A 26,744-nucleotide genomic window follows, 5' to 3' on the forward strand; every position below is an offset into this window, starting at 1 on the left:
AACCAATGAGCACGGATTTGTCGTTGACCGTTCCGACGAAGGAGGGACCGACAACGAGTTCATTGCCGGTCTGCCGAAGGCCGAGCTGCACCTGCACATCGAGGGGACGCTGGAGCCGGAGCTCAAGTTCGAGCTGGCCAGGCGGAACGGCCTCGGCCTGCCGTACGGGAACGTCGAGGAGATGCGGGCGGCCTACGCCTTCGACGACCTGCCGTCGTTCCTGAAGGTGTACTACGAGGGCATGGAGGTGCTGCGCACCGAGCCTGACTTCTACGACCTGGCGATGGCCTACCTGCGCAAGGCGGCCTCGCAGAACGTCCGGTACGCGGAGATCTTCTTCGACCCGCAGGCGCACACCTCGCGCGGCGTGCCGTTCGACGTGGTGATCCGCGGGCTGCGGCGGGCGCTGCTCGATGCCGAGAAGCAGCTGGGCGTGCGGGCGCAGCTGATCATGTGCTTCCTGCGCGACTTCCAGGCCGAGTACGCGATGGCCACGCTGCTGGAGAGCCTGCCGTACAAGGAGTGGATCGTCGGCGTCGGACTGGACTCCGACGAGAAGGGCAACCCGCCGGCCAAGTTCGCCGCCGTCTACGAGCGGGCCCGGCAGGAGGGCTACCTGCTGACCATGCACTGCGACGTGGACCAGGAGAACTCGATCGAGCACATCCGCCAGGTCCTCCAGGACATCCGGGTCGACCGCATCGACCACGGGGTGAACATCCTGGAGGACCCGGCGCTGGTCGCCGAGGTCGTCGAGCGCGGGATCGGCCTGACGTGCTGCCCGATCTCCAACGGCTACGTCACCGACTCGATGAAGGTCGAGGGCATCCGCAAGCTGCTCGAGCAGGGCGCGCGAGTGACGATCAACTCCGACGACCCGGCCTACTTCACCGGCTACGTCCAGGAGAACCTCGAGGCGCTGAACTTCACCCGGGACGAGATCGTCCAGGTGCTGCGCAACGCCTTCGAGGTCACCTGGCTGCCCCGCCATCTCAAGGACGGCTACCTGGCCGAACTAGAGGCAGCGGCGGTCAGGCCGTAGTCAGGCTGAAGCGCTGCTTGTCGTGATCGATCTGGGCGATGCGCACCGTGACCGTCGCGCCTTCCGAGGGCAGCTCGTGCTCGACGAGCAGCCCGTGGACGCCCTCGATCTCGACGAACGCGCCGAAGGGCACGATCTGCACCACGTGCCCGCTTACGACGTCGCCCTCGCTGTGCCGCGCGGCGAACTCTTCCCACTGGGACATCTGCTGATTCACCTCCTCTCCCCTGCGGTCGCCATTCGGACACGGCAGGGGCGGCGGGCCACGGGCCCGCGAGGTGATCAAGGAATGGCCGGGTAACCCATCTCGTCACGGCACTCGGCCGACCCGGCAGTCACGCCCTTACGCTAACGCATGCGCAGGGCCAGCATGAAGTCCACGCGCTCGTCCCAGGAGGTCAGGGAGCGGCCGGTCAGCTCCTCGATCCGCCTGAGCCGGTAGCGCAGCGTGTTGACGTGCACGTGCAGCCGCTCGGCCGTGGCCGACCAGGAGCCCGACTCCTCCAGGAAGGCCTGCAGCGTCTCCAGCAGGTCCGTCTGGTTGGCGGCGTCGTAGGCCTCGAGCGGGCCGAGCAGCCGGGCGCGGAAGGAGCGGCGCAGCTCGGCCGGGATCGCGGTGAGCAGCGTGCGGTGGGAGCTGACGTCGTCGCCGGTGATCACGCTGACCCGCTCGCCGCTGAGCGCGGCCAGCGTGCGGGCGTGCCGCGCCTCCTCGATCACGCCGCTCAGCGCCGCGGGCCCGGTGGTCACGCTGCTCACGCCCAGCGTGATGCGGTCCTCGCCCAGCCCCGCCTCCAGCGTCCTGGCGCCGCGCATGACGTGCTGGGTCAGCTCGTCGGCGGTGTTGCCGGCCAGCGGCACCAGCGCGATCGCCTCGCCGCCCGGCGCGCTGGTCACCACGCCCGGCGCCAGCGGCCGCAGCAGCTCGTCGAGTACGGCGCAGCCGACGTCCCCGTCGACCGCGTGCAACGCCACGGCCAGCAGCCCGTGCTCGGTCTCCACGTGCAGCGTGTGCAGGCGCGACACCACGCCGGGCAGCGCGGCGTCGCCGGACTCCAGCAGCTCGAGCAGCTGATCGAGCACGCGCCGCTCGATGCGCTGGGCGGCCTCGAGCCGCGAGCGTTCCAGCGCGACCAGCGCGGCCAGCTCCACGACCAGGTCCTCGTTGTCGCCCTGCGCCTGCTCTCCCGCGTAGGCCAGGAACCAGTTGGCGATCCGGTGCGGCGCGCCCCGGCTGATCGGGAAGACCGACAGCCCGGACACCATGGCCGGCAGGTGCCGGGCGGTGAGGAAGGTGTGCGCCAGGCGCCGCCGCTCGGGCTCGGCCAGCGGCTGCGAGCCCACGATCACCCGGCCGGTGGGCGACAGCACCCAGCACGGCACGTCCAGCTCGCCTGCCACCGCCGTGACGAGCTTGGTCAGGCTGCCGCCCTCGACCAGCGTGCTGGCCAGGCGGCGGCGCGAGCCGTACTTCTGGCGGGGCGGGGAGCCGAGCTCGACGATCAGCGCGCGCAGGACGTGCTCGGTGACCTGGCTGAACGGGACGCTCACCGGCAGCGTGAGCAGCGGCAGGCCGGCGTCGGCGCAGGCGTCGATGAGGTCGGCGGGCGGCACGCCGAGCGCGGTGCCGCAGACCAGCGCCGCCACGTCGCCGAGGTTCTTCACGAACTCCCGCGAGGAGTCGGCGCCGGTGTGCCAGGTGAGCTCGGTCAGGACCAGCTCGCCCGGCTTGACGAAGCGCGCCGGGTCGGGCAGGTCGGTGGTGGCCACGCCGGTGACCCGCCGGTCGAGCAGGTCGTGCCCGGTCAGTACCTTCAGCGCGAGCTGGTCGGCCTGGAGCAGGTCTCTCAGCCGCACGGCCAGCTCTCCTGGCGCCAGGCCGAGTCCCAGAACAGCCACTCGTAGCGGGCCGTGGTGAGCGCCCGCTCGAGCAGCCGCGCCCGCTCCTCGGCGCTCAGCGCGAGCCCGTCGAGCAGGTCGAGCACCGCGGCGACCGTCTCCTGGTAGCCCTGGCCGCCGTAGGTCTCGATCCACCAGGCGTACAGCGGGTCGGGCGAGGAGCTGGCCAGCAGCCGCTCGCCGACCTTGGCGTAGATCCAGTAGCACGGCACGATCGCGCCGAGCGCCTCGGGGAACGTGCCCAGCGAGCAGGTGCGGACCAGGTAGGAGGTGTAGCCGACCGTGGTCGGGCCCGCCGGGAGCTTGCGCGCGTCGGTCTCCTCCAGCCCGAAGGCGGCCAGCAGCTCCACGACCAGGCTGTGCTCGACCTCGAGGGTCGTGGCCGCGTCGGCGGCGAAGCGCTGCACGGCGGCAGGCTCGGGGGCGCGGGCGGCGCAGGCGGCCTGCGCCCTGGCGTAGTCGGGCAGGAAGTGCGCCTCCTGCACCACGTAGTGCCGGAACGCCTCCCTGGGCAGCGATCCGTCGGTCAGCCCCGTCAGGAAGGGGTGGGCCAGGATCTGGTCGTAGACACCGGCCACGACCTGCCACAACTCATCACGGAACCGGCTCACGCCACCGATGGTATCGACCGCGCCGACCGGGGAACGCAGGTGCGCGACACGGCCTCATGTTTTCCGGGCGGGGCAGGTCACCCGCGTTAATGTGATGATCGAGGCTCGGCTGTGCGGAGCCGAGACCCCCTCCTCACGACGTGCCCGTGGCCCGGGCTTGCCTTGGCCTGCCCCAGCCACGGGCCGTCGTGCCCCCTGCCGCGAGCCCCGCGCCCGCAGGCACCTCCAGGCTGGGCGGAAGGGCGGGGTGGGGTTACGCTCGCGCCATGCCCTTGATCGCCCTCCTGGCCGCTCTGGTCGTGGCCCTGTTCGCCGCCAGGCGCATGCTGGCCGTCGTCACGGTGCGCGGCGAGAGCATGCGCCCCACGCTCGAGCCGGGCGACCGCCTCTTGCTGCTGCGCACTCCGGTCAGGAGGATCCGCCGCCGCCAGGTGGTGCTCCTGCAGCCGCCCGACGACCTCGGGACCTGGCGCCGGGATGCCCTGCCCAGCCCAGCCGCGGGCGAGTGGGTGGTCAAGCGGGTGGCCGCACTCCCCGGCGACCCCATGCCCGCCGAGATGGAGCGGGACCCGGACGCCGTCGTCCCGCCGGGCACGCTGGTGGTGCTGGGCGACGGGGAGTACAGCGCGGACTCCCGGCTGTGGGGACCCGTCCCGGCCGACCGGGTGATCGGAGTGGTCGCGCGCACTCTTGCCAGCCCCAAATAACCGCCTCATACTCCGACATGTCCGGACATAGCTCGGACATCGGGGGTTTGGGGTATGCGTCTGGTTTTTACTGCCACGGGGCTCGCCGCAACGACGTTCGCCATCTCACCGCTCCACCACACGCTCTTCGCCGCGCTGTGCCTGCGCCACCCGGGCTTCGCCGTACCCGGCTCGCCCTGGCGCGACCTGGCCCGGCGCACGCCGGCCAAGGCGTTGCCGTTCATCAGGCGGGTCCACCGCATCCGGCTCAGCAAGTCCGGCTTCCTCTGGGTCGACATGCCGCTGCCCACCGGGACCCAAGCCGTCACCGACGAGCTGGACATGCTGACCTCCTGCGGCCACCGCGACATCGCCGACGCGCTGCGCGCCTTCTACACCTGCTGCGTGGCCCCCGAGTGGAACGCGATCCGCCACCGGCTCAGCCTCCACGTGAGCAGGTGCGCGGAGCTGATCTCCACACGCGGCCTCGGGGTGGCCCTTTCCCACCTCACACCCCGCCTCAGCTGGGACGACTGCGCCCTGCACATCGACACCTCCGGCGTCATGCCGCCGCCTTTCGACCTGGGAGACAGGGGCGTGACCTTCTCCCCGCTGCTGTCGGCCACCCGCCACTTCATGGGCTTCGCCTTCACCTGTGACGACCCGCGGCCTGTCCTGACCTATCCGGTGGCCGACGCCCCGCCGCCGGCGGCCACCGTGGACACGCTGGCCCAGGTCGTCGGCCAGGCCAGGGCGCGGGTGCTGCGCTCGATCGGCTCGGGAACGGCGACCGGCGAGCTCGCCAGGTCGCTGGCGGTCAGCGCGTCCACGGCCTCCGAGCACCTGACCGCGCTCCGGCAGGCCGGGCTGGTGGACACCCGTCGCGAGGGGCGCGCCGTACGGCACGTGCTGACCGCTCTGGGGCACGAGCTGCTCGCATCCACTGCCTGATTTGTCGCATTTCGGCGGACGACCGAAATGATTGCCCGCAATTTTTCTCCTGGTGATGATCGATCCGACACTCCTTACACCCCAGGAGGTTCCATGACCCGCACGCTGAGAAGGCTCGGCGACCGGATGCTCGGCACACTGCTGCCCTCCGCCACCGCGGAGGCCAGGGGCTGCCCGCCCGACTGCTGGTGCTACCACTGGCTCGACCACACCGCCTACTACTGCACCCGGTCCAACTGCACCACGTACATCGTCTGCTACGAGTGCTGCGACTAGGCACCAACCCGCCCGCGGCTGCCCGTGGGCGGGTCCAGCCGTGAGGGAGAGGCATGCAGTACGTGGAGCTGGCCTGCCGGGGCACGCTGGGCCTGGTCTTCCTGGTGTCTCTGGGCGGCAAGGTGACAGGTTGGCGCGCGTTCGTGGCCTCGGTGCCAGGCCTGGCTCCCGGCCTGCCTGCCGTTCCTGTCGCGACGGGCGTGGCCGGGGCCGAGGGGTGCGCGATCGTGCTGCTCGCGCTCCGGCCGGCCGCCGGCTACCTGCTGGCCGGGGCACTCCTGGCCGCCTTCGCCGCAGCGATCGCGCTGGCCGTGCGGCGCGGGGACCGGGCTTCCTGCCGGTGCTTCGGCCGGGCCTCGGCACCGCTCGGCCCTACCCAGATCGTGCGGAACCTCCTGCTCGCCGCGCTGGCCTGCGCGGGCCTGATCGCGCCCGCAGCCGTGTGGGAGCCCGCGGGCGCGGCGCTGGCGCTCGCGGTCGCCGCCCTGCTGGCGGCGGTGTTCGTGTTCTTCGACGACCTCGCCGACCTTCTCATCGAGAGGAACATCTGATGCCGTTCGTCATTGCCGCCGTGGTCATCGTGGGCGTGGTGAGCGCGCTCAACCTGGTGCTGACGCTGGCGGTGATCCGCCGACTGCGGCACGTCGAGGAGCACGGCGGCGCCGTCACGCCGTCGCTGCTGCCGGTGGGCGCGACGATCCCCGAACTCGCCCAGGTGGGCCGCCCGGCGGTGATCGGCTTCTTCGACACCGAGTGCGACGCCTGCACCGCCCAGCTCCAGCCCTTCCTCGACCTGGCACGCGCCTACACTCCCGAACGGGTACTCGCCGTGGTGTCGGGACCGGGCGACGAGAAGTACACCGGCAGGCTGCGCGACAGCGCCCGCGTCATCGCCGAACCCGCGGGCGGCCCGGTCTGCCTGGCCTTCGCCAACTCCGCGTTCCCGGCCTTCTACCTGCTCGACGAGGCGGGCACGGTCAGGTCACGCGCGGTGACCGTGGCCGGGCTCGGCACGCCTGTCACCGCATGACCGACCAGGCACCGCCCGGGCCCGGCGAATCACCGACCGGGCCGGGAGAGCTGGCACGCCGGGTGGCCGTCGTCTGGGGGCTCGCCTGGCAGGCGGCGCCGGTGGCCGCCTTGGCCGCCGCGTTCGCAGTCGTCGTCGGCGGCGCGCTGCCCGCGGTGGCCGCCTGGCTCACCAAGCTGATCTTCGACGGCCTGGCGGCCGGCCGGAACGTCCTGCTCCCCGCCCTCCTGCTGGCCGCGTGCGGCGTGGTCACCGCCCTGCTGCCCCACCTGACCGACTACGCCGACGGCCGCCTGCGCCGCGCCCTGGACCTGCTGACCAAGCAGCGCCTGCTCGACGCGGTCAACCGCTTCGTCGGCCTGGGCCCCTTCGAGAACCCCGACTTCCGCGACCGGCTCAGGCTGGCCGAGCAGTCGGGCAGCGGCGCCTCGAGCCAGATCCTGAGCCCGTGCCTGGCGCTGGCGCGTGGGCTGGTGACCCTGGCCGGGTTCGTGACCGCGCTGGTCGTGCTGAGCCCGGTCATGACCGCCGTCGTGCTGCTGTCCGCGCTGCCGTCCCTGGGCGTCCAGCTCTCGCTCAGCAGGCGGCGGGTGGGCTTCAACTGGCGGGTCAGCCCCGCGATGCGCCGCCAAGCCTTCTACGCCGAGCTCCTCACCGAGGTCGAGCCCGCCAAGGAGGTACGCCTTTTCGGCCTGGGCGGCTACCTGCGCGACCGCCTGCTGGGCGAGATCCGCGCCGTCAACGGGCAGGAACAGGCGCTCGACCGTAGGGCGCTGACCGGGCACGGACTGCTGGCGCTCCTGGGAGGGGTGATCGGCGGGGCCGGGCTGGTCTGGGCGGTCACCGGCGGCCGGATGGGCGTGGGCGACGTGGCGGTCTTCGCCGCCGCCGTGGCCGGAGTGCAGGCCGCCCTTTCGAGCGGGGTCGCCCAGTTCTCGCGGCTGCACCAGGCGCTGCTCATCTTCGGCCACTTCCGCGCCGTCGTGGGCGCCGCCCCCGACCTGCCCATCCGGCTGCCGCCTCGCCCCCTGACGTGCCCGCTCGCCGGGATCGAGCTGCGCGATGTCTGGTTCCGATACAGCGACGACCATCCGTGGGTGCTGCGCGGGTTGAATCTCACGATCCCGTTCGGCCGCGCCGTCGCGCTGGTCGGCCTGAACGGCGCCGGCAAGTCGACGCTGGTCAAGCTGCTGTGCCGGTTCTACGACCCGCAGCGCGGCACGGTGCTGTGGAACGGCGTCGACCTGCGCGATGCCGACCCCGCCGACCTGCGCGCCCGGATCGCCGCCGTCTTCCAGGACTACGTCGACTACGACTTCACCGCCGCGGAGAACATCGAGCTCGGCAACCTCGGCGCGGAACGCGAACAGTTGCGCGCAGCCGCCCGCCTGGCCGGGATCGACGAGGCCCTCTCCAAGCTCCCCCACGGATATGACACGCTGCTGAGCAGGCGCTTCCACGACCGGGAACAGGCAGGAATGACCCTGTCCGGCGGGCAGTGGCAGCGCCTGGCCCTGGCCAGGGCGCTCGTCAGGGGCGAGCGCGACCTGCTGATCCTCGACGAGCCGAGCGCCGGGCTGGACGCGGAGGCCGAGCACGCCGTTCACCGCCGCCTGCGCCGCCACCGGGCCGGGCACACCAGCCTGCTCATCTCCCACCGGCTCAGCACCGTGCGCGACGCCGACGTCATCGCCGTACTCGCCGAAGGCCGCATCGCCGAGCAGGGCACCCACGACGCGCTCATGGCGGCCGACGGCGGATACGCCCGGCTGTTCACCCTGCAGGCCAGCGGATACACCCGTCAGGAGCAGGCCTTGTCGCCGTAGGGGATCAGAGGTCGAGCAGGCGCTCCAGGCCCACGGTCAGGCCTGGCAGCTCGCCCACCCGGCGCACGCCCAGCAGCACACCCGGGGTGAACGCCGCCCGGTTCATCGTGTCGTGCCTGAGCGTCAGGATCTCGCCGTCGCCACCGAGCAGCACCTCCTGGTGCGCGATCAGCCCCGCCAGCCGCACCGCGTGCACGTGCACCCCGTCGACGTCCGCGCCGCGGGCGCCGTCGAGCTGGGTGCTGGTCGCGTCGGGCATCCCCGGCAGCCCCGCCTTGGCGCGCGCCTGCGCCACCAGCTCGGCGGTACGGCGGGCCGTGCCGGAGGGCGCGTCCGCCTTGTTCGGGTGGTGCAGCTCCACGATCTCGACGGATTCGAAGTAGCGGGCCGCCTGCTGGGCGAAGTGCATCATGAGCACCGCCGCGATCCCGAAATTGGGCGCGATCAGGCAGTTGGTGCCCGGGAAGCGCGCCAGCCAGCCGCGCACCGTCTCCAGCCGCTCCTCGTCGAAGCCCGTGGTGCCCACCACCGGGTGGATGCCGTGGGAGATCGCCCACTCCAGGTTGCCCATGACCACGTCGGGATGGGTGAAGTCGACCACCACCTCGGCCCCGCGCAGGTCCTCGATGGGGTCGTCCTTGTCGATCGCGGCGACCAGCTCCAGGTCGGAGGCCGCCTCGACCGCTTTGCACACCTCGATGCCCACCCGCCCGCGGGCGCCGAGCACACCTACCTTGATCACAGGTCAGCCCTCTCCATGGTTGTGCAGGTGAGCTTAGTGTCCCGCATGCCGCCCGGCGGCGGCGCGGCGGAACCACCCCAAGGGCCCCACCAGGTCCTGCGGCGGCGGCCAGCCGTTGACCTGCGCGAGCAGGCGCTGGTAGCGGTCCCAGCGCGGGTCCGCCGCCCGCTCAAGAAGTTCCGCGCCGATCGGGACCCGGGCGACGATCGCCGCGGCCTCCGGTGAGGCAGGATCGACACCGGCCTCCAGGGCCGCGGACGCGGCGTCCCGCGCCCTGGCGACGAGGTCGGGACGCGGGAGGCCGGCTGCCTGGGTGCTGTGGTGTTCGGCCAGTGCGCGGACCAGGGCTCTGAAGTCCGGGTCGCATGACAGTTCCGCCAGTTCGAGCCAGGCCTCGACCTGCTCGGGCTCGGGGTCGTCGGGCAGTTCGGGGGTCAGCGAGCGCCTGGCGCCCGCGAACTCGGCGTCCAGCCCGCCGAACGCCGTGTCCAGGAAGTCGTCGACCAGGCGGCGACGCTCGTGCTCGGAGAGCTTGGCCAGCTTGTGCATGAGATCCATCTCCTCAGGGGTGGACCCGCGCCTGGCCACCGCCGTCAGCACCGCCCGCCGCAGCCGCAGCGTGCTGATCTGTACGGCGAGCGCCTCGGCGTGCGCCTGCGCCACCTCGGCGAGCGAGGCCTCCCGCTCGATCACCTTGCGGATCGCGGGCAGCCCGAGACCCAGCTCGCGCAGGGTCCGCACCAGGTCGAGGCGTGCCACGGCCTCGATGCCGTACAGGCGGTAGCCGGCCGGGTTGCGGCCGTCCGGCGGCACGATCCCCCTGTCGGAGTAGAACCGGATCGCCTTGACCGTCAACCCGGTCTGCCGCGCCAGTTCCCCGATCGTGTAGAGCGTGCCGCCGTCCATGCCGTCCACCTTGCCGTCTCCCCCGACAGGAGACTCAACCCCCAACCCCAAGGGCACTCTCGTACTGCGGGAACCTGGGCCGCGGGACATGGATTCCAAGCGCCGTGACGGCGGGCAAGCGGCACCGACTCGCCGCAAGCGCCGGACACGGGCCGCCGGCCGGAGTACGGCGGGCGGCCGGTGGCGGGGCCCGCCGTACAACGACACACGAGAGAATCAGCTGATGGCGGTGGTGAAGTCCTTGTCGCCATAGGGGCCGATGACGGCGAGCGTGCGGGGGCGGTTGAGCACGTCGGCCGCCACGGCGGCCAGCTCGTCCGGAGTGACGGCCTCGATGCGCGCCAGCACCTCGTCCACCGACAGCAGCTCGTCGTAGACCAGCTCGTTCTTGCCGATGCGCGACATGCGCGACCCGGTGTCCTCCAGGCCGAGCACCAGACCGCCGCGCATCTGGCCCTTGCCGCGCAGGATCTCCTCCTCCGTGAGCCCCTCCTCCACGACGCGCGACACCTCGTCCCGGCAGATCTTCAGCACCTCGTCGATCTTGGACGGCAGGCACCCCACGTAGATGCCGAACTGGCCGGTGTCGGCGTAGGCGGAGGTGTAGCTGTAGGCCGAGTACGCCAGCCCGCGCTTCTCCCTGATCTCCTGGAACAGCCGCGACGACATGCCGCCGCCGAGCGCCGAGTTCAGCACGCCCAGGGCGAAACGGCGCTCGTCGGTGCGGGACATGCCGGTCGTGCCGAGCACCAGGTTGGCCTGCTCGGTGGGCCGGTCGAGCACGGACACCCCGGAGTGGGTCTCGGCACCGGGACCCGAGGTCCGGGGCGGGTCGCACTCCAGGGGCCCGCCGAGCGCGCCCGCGCGCTCGTAGGCGCGCGCGACGAGCTCGACGACCTGCTCGTGGTTGATGTTGCCCGCGACGGACACCACCGTGCGGCGCGGCTGGTAGTAGCGCTGGTAGTACTCGGCGATCCGGTCACGGCCGAGCGCGTTGATCGACTCGACCGTGCCGAGGATGGGCCGCCCTATCGGCGAGTCGCCGTACAGCGCGGCCGCGAACTGCTCGTGCACGACGTCCGACGGGTCGTCGTCGTGCATGGCGATCTCCTCGAGGATCACGCCCCGCTCGGAATCCACGTCGTCGGCGGTGATCAACGAGCTCGTCACCACGTCGGCGAGCACGTCGACGGCGACCGGCAGGTCCTCGTCGAGCACGCGCGCGTAGTAGCAGGTGTACTCCTTGGCCGTGAAGGCGTTGATCTCGCCGCCGATGCCCTCGATGGAGGCCGAGATCTCCATGGCATCGCGCGTCGCCGTGCCCTTGAACAGCAGGTGTTCCAGGAAGTGGGTGGCCCCCATGTGCTCGGGGGCCTCGTCACGCGAGCCGATGCCGACCCACATGCCGACCGCGACACTGCGCACGGTCGGCATGGTCTCGGTCACCACACGCAGCCCACCGGGGAGGACGGTGCGCCTGACCACCCCAGCTCCGTCCTTACCGGGGTGCAGCGTGACGGTTTTCACGGGGCCTCCTTCGTCGGCCCCGTGAAAACGGTCATGCTGCGTTTGATGGTTCGCTCGCTACGCTCGCTCACGAGTTGCGGTCTTCTCCCTCACCGCTACCGCGGGTGCGGACCCGGGTGCGGGTACGGCGGGGCTTGTCGGACTTGTCCTCGGCGGCCTCAGGAGCCGCCTCGTCCGCCGCCTCGGCAGGAGCGTCCTCCTTCTCGGCGGCCTCCTTCTCGATGACCTCGACCGGGACCAGCGAGAGCTTGCCACGGCCGTCGATCTCGGCGATCTCCACCTGGATCTTCTCGCCGACGCTCATGACGTCCTCGACGTTCTCGATGCGCTTGCCGCCGTGCAGCTTGCGGATCTGGGAGACGTGCAGCAGGCCGTCCTTGCCCGGCATGAGCGAGACGAACGCGCCGAAGGCGGCGATCTTGACGACCGTGCCCAGGTAACGCTCGCCCACCTCGGGCATGTGCGGGTTGGCGATGGCGTTGATCGCGGACCGGGCGGCCTCGGCGGAGGGCCCGTCGGTGGCGCCGATGTAGATCGTGCCGTCGTCCTCGATGGTGATCTCGGCGCCCGTGTCGTCCTGGATCTGGTTGATCATCTTGCCCTTCGGGCCGATGACCTCGCCGATCTTGTCGACCGGGACCTTGATCGTGATGATGCGCGGCGCGGTCGGGTTCATCTCCGCCGGAGAGTCGATCGCCTCCTGCATCACGTCGAGGATCGCCAGGCGGGCGCCCTTGGCCTGCTTCAGCGCGCCGGCCAGCACGGAGGCGGGAATGCCGTCGAGCTTGGTGTCGAGCTGGAGCGCGGTGATGACGTCCTTGGTGCCGGCGACCTTGAAGTCCATGTCGCCCATGGCGTCCTCGGCGCCGAGGATGTCGGTCAGCGTGACGTAGGTGTCGCCCTCGCCGATGAGGCCCATCGCGATGCCCGCGACCATCTCTCTGAGCGGGACACCGGCGTCCAGCAGCGCCATCGTCGAGGCGCAGACCGAGCCCATCGAGGTCGAGCCGTTGGAGCCCAGCGCCTCGGAGACCTGCCGGATCGCGTAAGGGAACTCCTCACGCGTGGGCAGCACCGGGATCAGCGCCCGCTCCGCCAGCGCGCCGTGACCGATCTCGCGGCGCTTGGGCGAGCCCACCCGGCCGGTCTCGCCGGTGGAGTAGGGCGGGAAGTTGTAGTTGTGCATGTAGCGCTTGGTCCGCTCGGGGTTGAGCGTGTCGATGACCTGCTCCATGCGCAGCATGTTCAGCGTGGTGATGCCCATGATCTGGGTCTCGCCGCGCTCGAACAGGGCCGAGCCGTGCACCCGCGGGACCACGTGGACCTCGGCGCTCAGCGCGCGGATGTCCTTGGTGCCACGGCCGTCGATGCGGATGCCGTCCTTGACGACGCGCTCGCGCATGAGCTTCTTCATCACCGAGCGGAAGGCGGCCGACAGCTCCTTCTCGCGCCCCTCGAAGGCGGGCAGGAGCTTCTCGACCATGATGCCCTTGACCCGCTCGAGCTCGGTCTCGCGCTCCTGCTTGCCGGCGATGGTCAGCGCGGCGGCCAGCTCGGCCTTGATCGCGCCCTCGACCGCCTCGTAGGCGTCCTCCTGGTATTCGGGGAAGACGGGGAACTCGGCGGTCTCCTTGGCGGACACCTTGGCGATCTTGTTCTGCGCCTCGCACAGGACCTTGATGAAGGGCTTGGCGGCCTCCAGGCCCTGGGCCACGGTCTCCTCGTTGGGCGCGACCGCACCCTCGGCGACCAGCTTCAGCGTGTCCTTGGTGGACTCGGCCTCGACCATCATGATCGCGACGTCGCCGTCCTCGAGCACGCGGCCCGCCACGACCATGTCGAACGTGGCGCGCTCCAGCTCGTGGTGCGTCGGGAAGCCCACCCACTGGCCGTCGATCAGCGCGACGCGAACGCCGCCGATCGGACCGGAGAAGGGCAGCCCGGCGAGCTGGGTGGACAGGGACGCGGCGTTGATGGCCACCACGTCGTACAGGTGCTCAGGGTTGAGCGCCATCACGGTGGCGACGACCTGGACCTCGTTGCGCAGGCCCTTGACGAACGAGGGGCGCAGCGGCCGGTCGATGAGGCGGCAGGTGAGGATGGCGTCCTCGGAAGGACGGCCCTCACGGCGGAAGAACGAGCCGGGGATGCGGCCCGCGGCGTACATGCGCTCCTCGACGTCGACCGTGAGCGGGAAGAAGTCGAAGGCTTCCTTCGGCGTCTTCGACGCGGTCGTCGCCGACAGCACCATCGTGTCGTTGTCGAGGTAGGCGACGGCGGAACCCGCCGCCTGGCGCGCGAGACGACCGCTCTCGAAGCGGATCGTACGCGTGCCGAACGAGCCGTTGTCTATAACGGCTTCAGCAGTGTGGACACCCTCCACGGGGGACCTCCTTGGTCGGTCGGTCTCCCGCGCCCTCTTTCTCACCGGCACCCTCGTTAGGTGCAGCGCCGGTCTTCGATCGAAGCGCCCGGTTCTGTGCCCGGAAGCCACTACCGAGGACCGGCCCGCAGGCGTCGCGGGTCGCATGGTGCTTGACGGACGCGGGGGCTTTCAGTGTCTCGGATCTTCAGTTGTCGGCGCGGCACGCCGCGCCGTACTCCCCTCATACCGTCCTTCCGAAACCCTTCAAACCGACCAATCGCCTCGGTGGCGTTCCCGGTCGGGCTGTTGAGTTGTCGTAGGCGGGCGATATGAGAAGGGAGCGACGCGGACGCCGCTCCCTTTCCATGCTATCGGCGCAGGCCGAGCCGCTCGATGAGCGAACGGTAGCGCTCGATGTCGACCTTCTGCAGGTACTTCAGCAGGCGGCGCCGGCGCCCGACGAGCAGAAGCAGACCACGACGGCTGTGGTGGTCATGCTTGTGCGTCTTCAGGTGCTCGGTGAGCTCACTGATGCGCTTGCTGAGCAGCGCGATCTGCACCTCGGGCGACCCGGTGTCGCCGTCGGCCGTCGCGTATTCAGCGATGATGGTCTTCTTGGCAGCGGTGTCGAGGGACACGGCTCTCCTTCGAGCTACGGGCACGCGCGAATGTTTCAAGGATGCGAGCGACCGTGCGTGCCTACAGTCGCCGCGACGAAGGCCTTCAGGGCAGCGTACAGCGCCGCCGTTACAGAGCCGACATGCAAGGTTACCATCGCGAGTCAGCTGACGGCGCCATCGACGATTACGGTCTCGGCACGGACCTCTGGAATCCGCTCGACGGGGATCTCGAACAGATTATCCGAAAGGATCACGAGATCGGCAAACTTACCCGGCGTGATCGAGCCCCGATCATGGTCGCGGAAGTTGGCGTAGGCGGATCCGAGCGTGTAGCCCTTGATCGTGGTCTCCAGCGAGACCGCCTCGGCCGGCATCCAGGCCGGGCCGCCGGCCAGTCCGCGCCGGGTAACCGCGGTGTAGATGCCGATCATGGGATCCATCTCTGCCACGTTCCAGTCGCTGGAGAAGGCCAGCACGGCGCCCGCCTCCTCCAGCGAGCGCATCGGCCAGGCCTTGGGCCACCTGTCGGAGCCGACCGCCGCGGCCCAGTCGTGCCCGGGTCCCGCGATGTCGGGCGAGCTGTGGCGGGGCTGCATGCAGGCGACCACGCCCAGCTCGGCGAAGCGCGGCACGTCGGCCGGGTCCAGGCATTCGACGTGCACGATCTGGTGGCGGGCGTCGCGCGGGCCGTTCACCTCGCGGGCGTGCTCGACGGCGTCGAGCACGGTCCTGATGCCCCGGTCGCCGGTGGCGTGCACGAACGCCTGGAACCCGGCGGCGTCCAGCTTGGCAAGCAGGCCGGCGAACTCCTCGGGCGGGTAGAACGTCTCGCCGCTGTGGGCGTGGCCGGCGTACGGCTCGAGCAGGGCGGCGGTGTGCGGCTCGACCACGTCGTCGATGTAGAGCTTGAGCGGGCCGACGCTGAACCACGGGTCGGTCCTGGCCGCCGCGGCGAACTCGAGCAGGTCGGCGTCGCCGGTGCCGCGCGGGTGGAACAGCGCGGCGATGACCCGGCTGCGCATCCGCCCCTCGGCCCTGGCCCGCTCGAACAGGGCCAGGTCGTCCAGCGAGTTCTGCGGCTCGACGACCGTGGTGATCCCGTAGCGGGTGGCCATCTCCAGCGAGGCGAGCAGCCGCCGGTAGCGCCGCTCCTCCCCCGCCCACGGCAGCCCCAGACCGGCCAGCGCCCGCTGCCCGTCGCGGGCCAGCCCGCGCACTGCGAACTCGGTGACGAACCCGGTCGGCCTGCCCGAGGCGTCGGTCCGCGCCACCCCGAAGGGCAGCTCTCCCCCGGTGACGCCGAGCCTGCGCAGGCCCGCGCTGTTGAGCCACATGGTGTGCACGTCGTAGCTGAAGACGAACGCCGGCACGTCCCCGGTCACGCGGTCCAGGTCGGCGGCCGTCGGCAGTCCCGGCAGGGCCGAATAGTCGAACCCCTCGCACTCGATCCACTCCGCCGACGGGTGCCGCGCCCGCCAGTCGGCGATCCGCCGCCCGACCTCCTCGAGCGACGCGGCTCCTGCCAGCTGCACGCAGTCGTCGTCGGAGCCCAGCCGCACGTGGTTGTGCGCGTCCACGAAGCCGGGCAGCACCAGCCGCCCGCCGGCGTCGATCTCCTCGGCCGCACGCGGGCGGTCCTCGTCGGCGCCGACCCACGCGATCCTCCCGTCCTGTACGGCCAGCGCCTGCGCCCAGGGTCTGGCCGGGTCCACGGTGTGGATGCGGGCATGCCGTACGACCAGGTCGAACATCTCACTCCTCGGGTGTGGTCACGACCCACCGGGACTCCGCCCTGGGCCGCAGGTAGAGCAGGTAGTACAGAGCGCAGGCGAGCACGATGCCGGCGGCGACCAGCAGGTCGCCGACCGACTGCTCGGCCAGCGCGTAGGCCAGCGCCGCGATCACCAGGACCGGTACGGCGGGCCAGAACGGCATCCGCCACGCGGGTGCCGAGGCGTGCTCCCCGGACCTGGCACGCAGGACGGCGACGGCGAGCAGGATCGAGATGACGCAGACGATCACCGAGGTGACGCCGAGCAGATCCTCGATCGCCAGCAGCGCCGCCATGGCCACCCCTGGCAGGCCGACAACCAGCGTGGCCACCCAGGGCGAGCCCCAGCGCGGGTGCAGCCGGGTGAGCGCGCGGTTGACCGGCTCGGGCCAGGCCCTGTCGCGGCCGGACGAGAACAGTACGCGGGCGTTCTGCAGCGCCATGACCAGGACCGCGTTCAGGATGGCGACCACGATCCCCAGGCTCACCGCGGCGGCCACGCCGTCGCCGGCCCAGCTCCTGACGAAGTCGGGGAAGGTGCCGTCGGTCAGGTCGTCGAGTGAGCCGACGCCGAGCACGGCGGCGGTGGCGGGCACCACGATGACCACGGCGGCCAGTCCCAGCGACCAGAAGACGCCGCGGGCCACGTTCCGCCGCGGGTCCTTGATCTCCTCGGCCAGGTAGACCACGGTGCCGAACCCGTTGAACGCGAACATCGTCACCGTCAGCCCCGCCATGAGCACGCCGACGGTGAACGACCCGCCGGGGACGACGGGGACGACGAGCGCGTCCACGCCGCGCTGGGCGTGCCCGAACCCGAGCACGGCCACCACGGTCGCCGCCACCACCTCCACGGCCAGGAAGATCCCGGTGATCAGCGCGTTGGAGCGCACGTCGAGCACGGCGGCCAGGGTGGCGAGCAGCATGACCGCCGCCCCCGCCAGCGGCCGCGGCACGTCGACGAGTGCGGCCAGGTAGTCGGCGGTGCCCAGCGCGATGATCGGCGGGATGACCACGAGCAGCGCCACCGCGAGCCCGAAGGTGATCCACCCGGCGAAGCGGCCGAGCAGCGTGTGCACCATCGCGTACTCCCCGCCGGAGCTGGGCGTGAGCGTGCCCAGCTCGGCGTAGCAGCAGCCGATCCCGACCGAGACGACCAGCCCCGCGATCAGCGTGAGCGTCGCGCCGCTGCCCTGACCTGCGAGGACTTCGGGAACGATGATGAACAGTGAGGACGCGGGGGTGATGCACGACAGGGTCAGCATGACCGCGCCGAACAGGCCGAGGACTCGGGACAGTTTGGGGGATGTCGTCTGCTTGAGCACGGCGGCTCCCAGATGTTTGAATGCCGTTCAAATGTTTTGAATGACATTCAAGATGCCCTTCTCGTAGAGTTCGCGTCAAGACCTGTTACCGGAACGAGGCGCACAATGGCACGACAGCGGCTTGAGCGGCCGCGCGAGCAGATGCTCGAGGCCGCGATGTCCGCGATCACCGAGCACGGCCTGGCCGAGCTCACCATGGCGGCCCTGGCCCGGCGCCTCGGCACCAGCGGCGGCCACCTGCTGTACTACTTCGGCAGCAAGGACCAGTTGCTGCTGGAGACGCTGGTGTGGAGCGAGACGCAGGTGGCGCCGCGCCGCGAGGCGCTGCTGTCGCTGCCAGGCTCAGCCGAGGAGCGCCTGCGCGCCTACGTCGACCTCTACGTCCCTGTGGGGCAGGCGGACCCGCGCTGGCTGCTCTGGGTGGACGTGTGGAGCAGGACGCTCGCGGTGCCCGAGCTGCGCGAGACGCAGGCCCGGCTGGATCAGGCCTGGCACGAGACGCTGGTGGCGCTCCTGCCCGAGGCGGGCGAGGACTTCTCGGTACGGCTGCGCGCCATGCTCGACGGCTTCAGCACTCAGCTGGTGGTCGGGGTGCCCGGCGTCGATCGGGAAGCGGTCATCGAGCACGCCCTCGCCTTCGGCCGCCTGACGCTGTGATCGCCAAATAGTCGGGATCGTAGCCGGTCAGGGCGGCCGCCATCGGGATCCCTGCGCGCCGGGCGTACGTCATCCGCTCACGCACCTCGCTCAGCGTGCGCGGACGGTAGCCAGGCCCGCCGCAGCAGCTCTTGTGAAAGCCGACGCCCGCGTTCAGCAGGACGGCGAGCGCGCGCCACGCGTCCGTGTCACGCCTGCGCGGCGCCGCGAAGGCCGACCCGACGTGGATCAGCGGCCCGGCACAACGCGGGCACGACCGATCGAAGCTGCCGGGGCCCGAGTAGGGCTGCTTGTACGAGGCCCGGCACGGGAGGCAGACGTAGGAGGTCTTCGCGTGGCCCATGCGGATCAGGGTAGATCCCTTCCGGGCCGCACTTCGAGGGGTTTTCACTCCGTGGTGAGGCGGCGGGTCTCCGCTACGTCGGCGTGGATCTGGTCGATCAGGGCCTCGATCGAGTCGAACCTGGTGTTGCCGCGCAGGCGGGCGGCGAAGTCGACGGCCACGTGGACGCCGTACAGCTCCAGGTCGTCGCGGTCGAGGGCGTAGGCCTCCACGGTGCGGGGGACGCCTTCGAAGGTGGGGTTGGTGCCGACCGAGATGGCGGCAGGCCAGCGCTGGCCGGGGTAGGCGGCGGGCAGGTTGGCCACGGGGACGCATTCCAGCCACCCGGCGTACACGCCGTCCTCGGGGATGGCGGTGTGCGGGGGCGTCTCGACGTTGGCCGTGGGGAAGCCGAGCTGGCGGCCGCGCTGGTAGCCGCGGACCACCACGCCCTCCACCCGGTGCGGCCGGCCCAGCAGCTCGGCGGCGCCCGCGACGTCACCCGAGGTCACGAGCTCGCGGACCTGCGTGGAGGAGACGCCGTCGACCAGCGGCACCGTCTCCACCTCGAAGTCGTACTTCTCGCCCAGCGTCCGCAGCGTCTCGATGTCTCCGGCGGCCTTGTGACCGAACCTGAAGTTGTCCCCCACCACGACCGCGGCCGCCTTCAGCCGGTCGGCGAGCACGCCCTGGGCGAAGTCGGCCGGGCTGGTCATGGACAGCTCCAGCGTGAAGTCCAGCACGCACACCTCGTCCACGCCGAGCCCCTTGAGCAGCTCGGCCTTGTGACGCGGCGTGGTGAGCCTGGGCGGATGCGACCCGGGCCGCACCACTTCGGCGGGATGCGGCTCGAAGGTGACGGCCACGGTGCGGAGCCCGCGCTCGCGCGCCACGGCGACCGCCCGCTCGGCCACCCGCTGGTGCCCGCGGTGCACGCCGTCGAACACGCCGACCATCACGACGGATCTTTCCGACTCCCGCACGCCCGGCCCCATTCGCTAGTGGCGGATCAACCCCATAAGCCTGCCATGTGCCCCTCAGTTCCCTCCAATCGAGGGGTGGTGACAGGCGCCCGCCCTGCCCGCGACCTCGCGCGGCGCAGGCCTCCTGCGCCCCCGGACATCGTAGGGATCAATGGACTGTACGCCCTGGTGGAGGGCATGGTGGCGGCCCGCCGCACGGACTCCGACCTGGTGGCGATCAAGGCGGCGCTCGAGCGCAGCGGGTGACGGTAACATCGGTCGCACGATGCCTGCATACGCGCTGCTGATCCTGCCTGCCTTCAACCGGGTCTACGGGGAGAGCTCCGTCCGGCTGACCCGGTCCGAGCTGGCCGTCTTCGGTGCCCGGGCGCTGGAGAGCCCGGTTTCCGAGGTGACGGAGACGGTGATCGGCGGCCTGCCGTACATCACCTTCGAGACCTTGGCGCCGCTGGGCGAGAAGGACGTGGCGGCGCTGTCGAACCTGTCGTCGGTCTACGCGCTGTTCGGCATCGAGGGCGAGCTGCTCAGGCCGCTGCCGATGCGGCCGCTCGACCGGCTGAGCAGCGACCTGATCACGATCCAGAAGTACGCGGGCAAGACCAACGAGCACTTCACCAAGCTGCTGCTCAACGTGACCGTGCTGGCCTCCGACCGCCCGCTCGACGCTCGGCTGTCGGTGTTCGACCCGCTGTGCGGGCGCGGCACGACCCTCAACCAGGCGCTCATGTACGGCTACGACGCCTACGGGCTGGACGTCGACGGCAAGGACTTCGACGCCTACACCGCCTTCATGAAGACCTGGCTGAAGAACAAGCGCTTCAAGCACACCGCCGAGACCGTGCCCGTGCGGCGCGAGCGGGCGGTGATCGGGCGGCGCTTCAACGTCGACTTCGCCGCCTCCAAGGAGGCGCAGAAGGCGGGCGACACCCAGCACCTGTCGGTGGTCAGCGCCGACACGCTGCGCAGCCGCGACTTCTTCAAGCCTGCCTCGTTCGACGTGATCGCCACCGACGCCCCGTACGGCGTGCAGCACGGCAGCCGCGGCTCCTCGGGCCTGTCACGCAGCCCGCTGGAGCTGCTGGCCAAGGCGATCCCCGGCTGGGCGGCACTGCTGCGGCCCGGCGGCGCGATGGGGATCTCGTGGAACACCTACGGCGGCTCCCGCGACGACCTGGGCGAGCTCCTCGCCTCGGCCGGGCTCGAAGTCCAGGAGTTCCCGGACTTCGAGCACTGGGTAGATCAGGCGATCGTGCGCGACATCCTGGTGGCGCGCAAGCCCTAACCGGCGAAGACCGCCAGCGGCTTGGCGGTCCTGCCCTGCTCCTCCATGAGCGCGAGCAGCTCCCCGTCGGGGCCGAAGACGCCGATCGGCCCGATGCCCAGGCCCGCGGACGGCAGCCGGCCGCCGTGCGAGATCACCCGGGCCTCCTCGGCCGTGACGTCCCTGCGCGGGAAGGCCGCCGACACCGCCTCGCCGATCGGCAGGATCGCGCACTCCTCGGCGAGCTGGTCGATGGTCCTGGCCATGGTCAGGTCGTAGGGACCGACCCTGGTCCGCCGCAGGTACGTCAGGTGGCCGCCGACGCCGAGCGCCGCGCCGAGGTCGCGGGCCAGCGCCCTGATGTAGGTGCCCGACGAGCACCGGATGACGGCCCGGATCTCGGGCCCGTCGATCGAGGTCACGTCGAAGGCGTGCACGGTGATCGGGCGCGCGGCCAGCTCCACGTCCTCGCCCGACCTGGCCAGCTTGTAGGCCCGCTCGCCGTTCACCTTGATGGCGCTGACCTGCGGCGGAACCTGCATGATCGTGCCGGTGAGCGCGGCGACGCCGGCCGTGATCCGCTCCGGCGTCACCTCGTCCGTCGCGGCGGTGGCGGTCACCTCGCCCTCGGCGTCGTCGGTGTTGGTGGACACGCCCAGCCGGATCGTGGCCTCGTAGACCTTCTCGGTCAGCGCCAGGTGCCCGAGCAGCCTGGTCGCCTTCTCCACCCCGATGACCAGCACGCCGGTCGCCATCGGGTCCAGCGTGCCCGCGTGGCCCACCCGCCGCGTACCCGCGATCCGCCGGAGCTTGGCGACCACGTCGTGCGAGGTCCACTCGGCGGGCTTGTCCACGATGATCAAGCCGCTCTGCGCCATCAGGCCTTCCTCAACAGTGCGCGGAACTCGGCCATCGTCTCCTCGACCCCGAGCCTGGAGGTGTAACCCGCGGCGTTGTGATGGCCGCCGCCGCCCAGCGCCGAGCAGATCGCGGCCACGTCCACCGCGCCCTTGGACCGCGTCGAGACCTGCCAGTCGCCGTGGTCGTCCTCCTTGAGGACGACGGCCACCTCCGCCTCGTCGGTGCGGCGCACCACGTCGATGATGCCCTCCACCTCGTCGTACGGCAGGCCGTACGTGGCCCTGTCGACGTGCGTGACGTAGGTCCAGACCAGGTCGTCCTCCAGCGCGGCCCGCTCGAGGGCGGCGGCGAGCACCTTCAGATAGCCGAACGGCGAGCGGTCCCACAGCTCCCTGGCGATCTCGTCGGTGCGCAGCCCCGTGGCGACCAGCCGCGCCGCCATCTGGTGCACGGCCGGCGTGGTCGAGGAGTGGCGGAACGAGCCGGTGTCGGTCACCAGCCCCGCGTACAGGCACGTGGCGATGTCACGGTCCAGGCTGCCGCCGAGCCGGTAGATGAGCTGCTCGGCCAGCACCGCCGTGGCCGCCACGGTCGGGTCGATGACGCTGACGGTGCCGAAGCCGTGGTTGGAGGGGTGATGGTCGAACACCACGACCTCGCGGGCCTTGCCCGCGTTCGCCGCCAGCAGCCCGAGCCGGTCCAGCGTCGAGGAGTCGAAGGTGAGCATGAGCTCGGGCTCGTCGGGAAACGCCGCGGGCGGCTCGAGCAGATCCAGCCCCGGCAGGAAGCGCAGCAGCCGCGGGACGGAGAACACCCGGTCGCCGAAGGAGGCGTGCACCCGCTTGCCCTGGCCGCGCAGCACCTGCGCGACCGCGAGCATCGAGCCGAGCGCGTCGCCGTCCGGCGAGACATGGCAGGCCAGCGCCACCTCGCCGGCCTGCCCGATCAGGTCGGCCACCCGGCCCCAGGTGGCCTCGGAGACCCGGTCCTGCTGGGCCGGGACCCGCGCGGTGGGCCGGACGATCCTGTCGCGCACGTCGGGCGTCACGTCGCCGAGTCCGCCTCTTCGTCATCCGGCTTCTTGTAGGGGTCCGCCTCACCCGCGTACGCGGCGCCTTCCGCCCGGGCGGCCACCTCGGCGTCGCGAGTACGGGCCGCGAGGATGAGGTCGTCGAGCTGACGGGCGCTGTCGGGCAGCGGGTCGTGCTTGAACGTGAGCGTGGGAGTGAACCGGACCCCGGTCTGCTTGCCCACCTCCGAGCGGATGATGCCGGTGGCGCTCTGCAGCGCCGCGGCCGTGTCGGCCCGCTCGGCCTCGGAGCCGAACACCGTGTAGAACACCGTGGCCTCACGCAGATCTGCGGTGATGCGCGTGTCGGTCACGGTGACGAAGCCCAGGCGCGGATCCTTGATCCGGCGCTCCAGCATCTCGGCGACGATCTGCTGGATGCGGTCGGCGAGCTTACGCGCTCGTGCTGCGTCCACCATGTTCGCTCCCCCTTACTGATCTTCAATCCTCGTCGTTGTAGAGCTGCTGCCGCGCAGATAGCAACTCTATGTCGGGTCTGAAGGCGACAATCCGCTCACAGGCATCCAGAACCTCTTTGCAGTTGCCTGCGGAGGCCGAGACGACCGCGACGCCGATCTCCGCCCGGCGATGCAGGTCGAGGTGGCCGGTCTCGGCCACGGCGATGCTCGGATAGCGCCGCTGGATCTCGGCGACCAGGGGACGCACGACGGAGCGCTTCTGCTTCAGCGAGTGAACGTCGCCGAGCAGGATGTCCAGGGTCAGGGCACCCACATACATCGTTGGCAACCACCGCTTGATTCGTTGTCCGATGACGCGCGCCCGGCTCCAGCTGCGGTGGAGAGCTCGCCGTACGCGCGCCGCACCCGTCCCGGGGGGACCCGGGACGGCGTGCGTGCGAAAGGCGCCCGGCGGTTGGACCGCCGGGCGCCCGGCCACGTGGTTACACGCGCGGCTTCTCCCGCATCTCGAACGTCTCGATGACGTCGTCGATGTGCAGGTCGTTGTAGCCGACCCCGATACCGCACTCGAAGCCCTCGCGGACCTCGGTCGCGTCGTCCTTGAAGCGGCGCAGCGACGAAACGGTGAGGTTGTCGGCCACGACCACGCCGTCGCGGATGATCCTGGCCTTGCTGTTGCGCACGATGAGGCCCGAGCGGACCAGGCAACCACCGATGTTGCCGATCTTCGGCACCTTGAAGATCTCGCGGACCTCCGCGGTGCCCATCTGGACCTCTTCGAACTCGGGCTTGAGCATGCCCTTGAGCGCGGCCTCGATCTCCTCGATCGCCTGGTAGATGACCGAGTAGTACCGGATGTCGACGCCCTCGCGCTCGGCCAGGTCGCGCGCCCGAGGCTCGGGGCGGACGTTGAAGCCGATGATGACGGCGTTCTCGTCGGCCATGGCCAGGTTGACGTCGTACTCGGTGATGGCGCCGACCGCGCGGTGCAGGACACGGAGCCTGACCTCGTCGCCGACGTCGATCTTGAGCAGGGCGTCTTCCAGGGCCTCGACCGAACCGGACACGTCACCCTTGATGATGAGCTTGAGCTCGTCGACGCGGCCCTTCTCGAGGTCGCTGAACAGCTCCTCGAGGGTGCGGCGACGGCTCGACTTCGCCATCTCGGCGCTGCGCTTGCGCGCCGCGCGCTGCTGGGCGATCTGCCGGGCCATCCGGTCGTCGGTGACCACGATGAAGTTGTCACCGGCGCTCGGCACGGCCGTCAGACCCATCACCAGGACGGGGCAGGACGGCGGGGCCTCCTCGACCGGGTCGCCGTTGTCGTCGAGCATCGCCCGGACGCGGCCGAAGGCCTCGCCGCAGACGATGGAGTCGCCGACGCGCAGCGTGCCGCGCTGGACCAGGACGGTCGCGACCGGACCACGGCCCTTGTCGAGCCTGGCCTCGATCGTGATGCCCTGCGCGTCCATCGTCGGGTTGGCCCGCAGGTCGAGCTCGGCGTCCGCGGTGAGCAGGATGGCCTCGAGCAGGTTCTCGATGCCGGTCCCCTCGCGGGCGGAGATGTCGACGAACAGCGTCGAGCCGCCGAACTCCTCGGCCACCAGACCGTACTCGGTGAGCTGGGCACGGACCTTGTTCGGGTCGGCGCCCTCCTTGTCGATCTTGTTGACCGCGACCACGATCGGCACGTCGGCCGCCTGGGCGTGGTTCAGCGCCTCGATCGTCTGCGGCTTCACACCGTCGTCGGCCGCGACCACCAGCACCGCGATGTCGGTGGACTTGGCGCCTCGGGCACGCATGGCGGTGAACGCCTCGTGACCCGGGGTGTCGATGAAGGTGATCTTCCGGTCTTCGCCCTCGTGCTCCGTGGAGACCTGGTAGGCGCCGATGTGCTGGGTGATGCCACCCGCCTCGCGCGCCGCCACGTTGGTCTTGCGGATGGCGTCGAGCAGCTTGGTCTTACCGTGGTCGACGTGACCCATGACGGTCACGACCGGCGGACGCGCGGCCAGGTCGGCCTCGTCGCCCTCGTCCTCGCCGAACTCGATGTCGAAGGACTCGAGCAGCTCGCGGTCCTCCTCCTCCGGGCTGACGATCTGGATGTTGTAGTCGAGCTCGTTGCCGAGCGCCTGCAGCGTGTCCTCGTTCACCGACTGCGTGGCGGTCACCATCTCGCCGAGGTGCAGCATGATCTGCACGAGCGCGGCGGGGTTGGCACCGATGCGGTCGGCGAAGTCGGACAGCGACGCACCGCGCGGGAGGCGGATCGTCGCGCCGTTGCCGCGCGAGACCTGCACGCCGCCGATCGCCGGCGCCGACATGTTGTCGAACTCTTGACGCCTCTGCCGCTTGGACTTGCGGCCACGGGCGGGACGACCACCGGGACGGCCGAAGGCGCCCGCGGTGCCGCCACCGCGGCCACGACCGCCGCCACCGGGACGGCCGGCGAAGCCACCGCCACCGCCGCCACCACCGGGACCACCGGTGCCCGTGCGCTGACCGGCGCCGCCGCCACCACCGGGACGACCGGCGAAACCGCCGCCGCCACCGGGACGACCGCCGCCGCCACCACCGCCGGGACGACCACCGCCGCCACCACCGGGACGACCACCGCCGCCACCACCGCCGGGACGGCCACCGCCGCCACCGCCACCCGGACCCGCAGGACGGCCCTGCGGCATCATCATCGGGTTCGGACGCGGACCACCGGGACGCGGACCACCCTGACCGGCACCGGGACGCGGACCTGCGGAGCCGGGCGGACCCGGACGCGGGCCGGACGAGGGCCGGCCCTCGCCACCGCGACCCTGCGGCGGGCGCGGCATGGAGCCCGGCGTCGGCGGGCCGTCACGACGGTCACGCGGACCGGAGCCACCGCCGTCACGACGGTCACCGGGACGCGGCGGGCGCGACTGGCCCATGCCGCTCGCGTTCGACGAGAACGGGTTGTTGCCAGGACGCGGGCCACGCGGACCCGGCTTGGGCCCGGGACCTGGACGCGGACCGCCACCGGCGGGCGCGCCGGGACGCGGCGCACCGCCACCCTGGCCACCGGGGGCACCCTGGCCACCGGGACGCGGCGCGGGACCCGGCTTGGGCCCGGGACGCGCGGCAGGGCCGGGACGCGGGCCCGGCGCGGCAGGACGCGTGCCGCTGTCGAAGCGTGCCTGAGGGGCACCGGACTCCGGGCGGGCAGCCTCGGGCTGCTGCACCGGAGAAGGAACCGGAGGCCGCGGGGTGCCCACCGCGGGACCCGGACGCGGACCGGGCTTGGGACCCGGCCGCGGAACGGAAGGTGTCGACGCCTCCACGGCGCCGCTACCGGCCTGGCTTTCCGCCGGCCGGGGCGCAGCCCTAGGCGGCTGCGGCTTGGACGACTGACCGCCGCCCCTACTGGGCTTGACGCCCAAAGCTTCGGTGAGCCTGCGGACCACCGGCGCCTCGATGGTCGAGGACGCCGAACGGACGAACTCCCCCATCTCCTGGAGCTTGGCCATCACGACCTTGCTCTCGACGCCGAACTCCTTAGCGAGCTCGTATACCCGGACCTTCGCCACTGCACTCCCTTACTCGGCCCGGGAGGCTGGCAGTG

General features: G+C 71.2%; 27 protein-coding genes. 10 read left to right on the top strand and 17 right to left on the bottom strand.

The window, feature by feature from the left end; genetic code table 11:
- Window positions 1-61 precede the first annotated feature (61 nt).
- On the top strand, window positions 62-1,042 hold the full coding sequence (gene add / locus KIK09_RS27520; protein ID WP_214322446.1) for an adenosine deaminase: 981 nt from the start codon (window positions 62-64) through the stop codon (window positions 1,040-1,042).
- Here add and KIK09_RS27525 read toward each other — a convergent pair.
- The 3 genes from KIK09_RS27525 to tenA all read right to left on the bottom strand — a co-directional run bounded on the left by KIK09_RS27525 (window position 1,032) and on the right by tenA (window position 3,552).
- Entirely contained in the window at window positions 1,032-1,259 is a 228-nt protein-coding gene (locus KIK09_RS27525; RefSeq protein ID WP_214322270.1) for a S1 RNA-binding domain-containing protein, read from the bottom strand. The genes add and KIK09_RS27525 overlap by 11 nt on opposite strands.
- Window positions 1,260-1,390: 131 nt before the next feature.
- A complete protein-coding gene (locus KIK09_RS27530) occupies window positions 1,391-2,899 on the bottom strand; it encodes a PucR family transcriptional regulator (RefSeq protein ID WP_214322271.1) in 1,509 nt (502 codons plus the stop codon).
- On the bottom strand, window positions 2,890-3,552 hold the full coding sequence (gene tenA, locus KIK09_RS27535) for a thiaminase II (protein ID WP_214322272.1): 663 nt from the start codon (window positions 3,550-3,552) through the stop codon (window positions 2,890-2,892). The genes KIK09_RS27530 and tenA overlap by 10 nt, the downstream gene beginning before the upstream one ends.
- A 266-nt stretch (window positions 3,553-3,818) precedes the next feature.
- On the opposite strand from tenA, the gene KIK09_RS27540 reads away from it, so the two are divergent.
- From KIK09_RS27540 to KIK09_RS27565, 6 genes are all read left to right on the top strand, one after another.
- On the top strand, window positions 3,819-4,259 hold the full coding sequence (locus KIK09_RS27540) for a S26 family signal peptidase (protein ID WP_214322273.1): 441 nt from the start codon (window positions 3,819-3,821) through the stop codon (window positions 4,257-4,259).
- A 54-nt stretch (window positions 4,260-4,313) separates the two neighbouring features.
- A complete protein-coding gene (locus KIK09_RS27545) occupies window positions 4,314-5,189 on the top strand; it encodes an ArsR/SmtB family transcription factor (protein WP_214322274.1) in 876 nt (291 codons plus the stop codon).
- Between the two features lie 93 nt (window positions 5,190-5,282).
- Window positions 5,283-5,465 (top strand): hypothetical protein, encoded by a 183-nt coding sequence (locus tag KIK09_RS27550; RefSeq protein ID WP_214322275.1) that lies wholly within the window; start codon window positions 5,283-5,285, stop codon window positions 5,463-5,465.
- A gap of 53 nt (window positions 5,466-5,518) precedes the next feature.
- Window positions 5,519-6,016: a MauE/DoxX family redox-associated membrane protein gene (locus KIK09_RS27555; RefSeq protein WP_214322276.1), complete on the top strand. Its 498-nt coding sequence runs from the start codon at window positions 5,519-5,521 to the stop codon at window positions 6,014-6,016.
- Window positions 6,016-6,495 carry a peroxiredoxin family protein gene (locus KIK09_RS27560; RefSeq protein ID WP_214322277.1) on the top strand — a complete coding sequence of 160 codons (480 nt, stop codon included), beginning with the start codon at window positions 6,016-6,018 and terminating at the stop codon, window positions 6,493-6,495. The genes KIK09_RS27555 and KIK09_RS27560 overlap by 1 nt, the downstream gene beginning before the upstream one ends.
- Window positions 6,492-8,321 (top strand): ABC transporter ATP-binding protein, encoded by a 1,830-nt coding sequence (locus KIK09_RS27565; RefSeq protein ID WP_214322278.1) that lies wholly within the window; start codon window positions 6,492-6,494, stop codon window positions 8,319-8,321. Before KIK09_RS27560 ends, KIK09_RS27565 begins: the two co-directional genes overlap by 4 nt.
- Window positions 8,322-8,325: 4 nt before the next feature.
- Here the strand turns inward: KIK09_RS27565 and dapB are convergent, their stop codons facing one another.
- From dapB to KIK09_RS27600, 7 genes are all read right to left on the bottom strand, one after another.
- The gene (gene dapB / locus KIK09_RS27570) at window positions 8,326-9,063 is read right to left on the bottom strand and encodes a 4-hydroxy-tetrahydrodipicolinate reductase (RefSeq protein ID WP_214322279.1); all 738 of its coding nucleotides are present in this window, start codon (window positions 9,061-9,063) and stop codon (window positions 8,326-8,328) included.
- A gap of 33 nt (window positions 9,064-9,096) precedes the next feature.
- Window positions 9,097-9,969 carry a MerR family transcriptional regulator gene (locus KIK09_RS27575; RefSeq protein WP_214322280.1) on the bottom strand — a complete coding sequence of 291 codons (873 nt, stop codon included), beginning with the start codon at window positions 9,967-9,969 and terminating at the stop codon, window positions 9,097-9,099.
- A 216-nt stretch (window positions 9,970-10,185) separates the two neighbouring features.
- Complete coding sequence (locus KIK09_RS27580; RefSeq protein ID WP_214322281.1) at window positions 10,186-11,496, bottom strand: M16 family metallopeptidase; 1,311 nt, start codon at window positions 11,494-11,496, stop codon at window positions 10,186-10,188.
- A gap of 67 nt (window positions 11,497-11,563) precedes the next feature.
- Entirely contained in the window at window positions 11,564-13,879 is a 2,316-nt protein-coding gene (locus KIK09_RS27585; protein WP_214322282.1) for a polyribonucleotide nucleotidyltransferase, read from the bottom strand.
- A gap of 350 nt (window positions 13,880-14,229) precedes the next feature.
- Window positions 14,230-14,499, bottom strand: coding sequence for a 30S ribosomal protein S15 (gene rpsO, locus KIK09_RS27590; protein WP_214322283.1), 270 nt, complete (start codon window positions 14,497-14,499; stop codon window positions 14,230-14,232).
- 143 nt (window positions 14,500-14,642) lie between these two features.
- The gene (locus tag KIK09_RS27595; protein WP_214322284.1) at window positions 14,643-16,232 is read right to left on the bottom strand and encodes an amidohydrolase; all 1,590 of its coding nucleotides are present in this window, start codon (window positions 16,230-16,232) and stop codon (window positions 14,643-14,645) included.
- Between the two features lies 1 nt (window position 16,233).
- Entirely contained in the window at window positions 16,234-17,577 is a 1,344-nt protein-coding gene (locus KIK09_RS27600) for an APC family permease (RefSeq protein WP_214322285.1), read from the bottom strand.
- 105 nt (window positions 17,578-17,682) lie between these two features.
- Between KIK09_RS27600 and KIK09_RS27605 the strand changes: the two genes are divergently transcribed.
- Window positions 17,683-18,234: a TetR/AcrR family transcriptional regulator gene (locus KIK09_RS27605; protein ID WP_214322286.1), complete on the top strand. Its 552-nt coding sequence runs from the start codon at window positions 17,683-17,685 to the stop codon at window positions 18,232-18,234.
- On the opposite strand, the gene KIK09_RS27610 is transcribed toward KIK09_RS27605, so the two are convergent.
- Both KIK09_RS27610 and KIK09_RS27615 read right to left on the bottom strand, forming a co-directional pair.
- Window positions 18,194-18,577, bottom strand: a complete 384-nt coding sequence (locus KIK09_RS27610) for a hypothetical protein (protein WP_250573881.1) — start codon at window positions 18,575-18,577, stop codon at window positions 18,194-18,196. The two genes, KIK09_RS27605 and KIK09_RS27610, sit on opposite strands and share 41 nt — an antisense overlap.
- A 44-nt stretch (window positions 18,578-18,621) precedes the next feature.
- Complete coding sequence (locus tag KIK09_RS27615; protein ID WP_214322287.1) at window positions 18,622-19,551, bottom strand: bifunctional riboflavin kinase/FAD synthetase; 930 nt, start codon at window positions 19,549-19,551, stop codon at window positions 18,622-18,624.
- 66 nt (window positions 19,552-19,617) lie between these two features.
- On the opposite strand from KIK09_RS27615, the gene KIK09_RS27620 reads away from it, so the two are divergent.
- Together KIK09_RS27620 and KIK09_RS27625 are read left to right on the top strand one after the other, a co-directional pair.
- The gene (locus KIK09_RS27620; protein WP_214322288.1) at window positions 19,618-19,785 is read left to right on the top strand and encodes a hypothetical protein; all 168 of its coding nucleotides are present in this window, start codon (window positions 19,618-19,620) and stop codon (window positions 19,783-19,785) included.
- 19 nt (window positions 19,786-19,804) lie between these two features.
- A complete protein-coding gene (locus KIK09_RS27625; RefSeq protein ID WP_214322289.1) occupies window positions 19,805-20,821 on the top strand; it encodes a TRM11 family SAM-dependent methyltransferase in 1,017 nt (338 codons plus the stop codon).
- Here the strand turns inward: KIK09_RS27625 and truB are convergent.
- The 5 genes from truB to infB form a co-directional block, all read right to left on the bottom strand.
- Window positions 20,818-21,678: a tRNA pseudouridine(55) synthase TruB gene (truB, locus tag KIK09_RS27630; RefSeq protein WP_214322290.1), complete on the bottom strand. Its 861-nt coding sequence runs from the start codon at window positions 21,676-21,678 to the stop codon at window positions 20,818-20,820. The two genes, KIK09_RS27625 and truB, sit on opposite strands and share 4 nt — an antisense overlap.
- Window positions 21,678-22,709 (bottom strand): DHH family phosphoesterase, encoded by a 1,032-nt coding sequence (locus tag KIK09_RS27635; RefSeq protein ID WP_308164319.1) that lies wholly within the window; start codon window positions 22,707-22,709, stop codon window positions 21,678-21,680. Before KIK09_RS27635 ends, truB begins: the two co-directional genes overlap by 1 nt.
- Window positions 22,706-23,149: a 30S ribosome-binding factor RbfA gene (gene rbfA / locus KIK09_RS27640; RefSeq protein WP_214322291.1), complete on the bottom strand. Its 444-nt coding sequence runs from the start codon at window positions 23,147-23,149 to the stop codon at window positions 22,706-22,708. The genes KIK09_RS27635 and rbfA overlap by 4 nt, the downstream gene beginning before the upstream one ends.
- A 22-nt stretch (window positions 23,150-23,171) precedes the next feature.
- The gene (locus KIK09_RS27645; protein WP_214322292.1) at window positions 23,172-23,468 is read right to left on the bottom strand and encodes a DUF503 domain-containing protein; all 297 of its coding nucleotides are present in this window, start codon (window positions 23,466-23,468) and stop codon (window positions 23,172-23,174) included.
- A gap of 163 nt (window positions 23,469-23,631) precedes the next feature.
- Window positions 23,632-26,709: a translation initiation factor IF-2 gene (infB, locus tag KIK09_RS27650; protein WP_214322293.1), complete on the bottom strand. Its 3,078-nt coding sequence runs from the start codon at window positions 26,707-26,709 to the stop codon at window positions 23,632-23,634.
- Between the last annotated feature and the right edge of the window lie 35 nt (window positions 26,710-26,744).

The sequence above is a fragment of the Nonomuraea sediminis genome (genome assembly GCF_018531495.1).
Classification (GTDB): domain Bacteria; phylum Actinomycetota; class Actinomycetes; order Streptosporangiales; family Streptosporangiaceae; genus Nonomuraea; species Nonomuraea sediminis.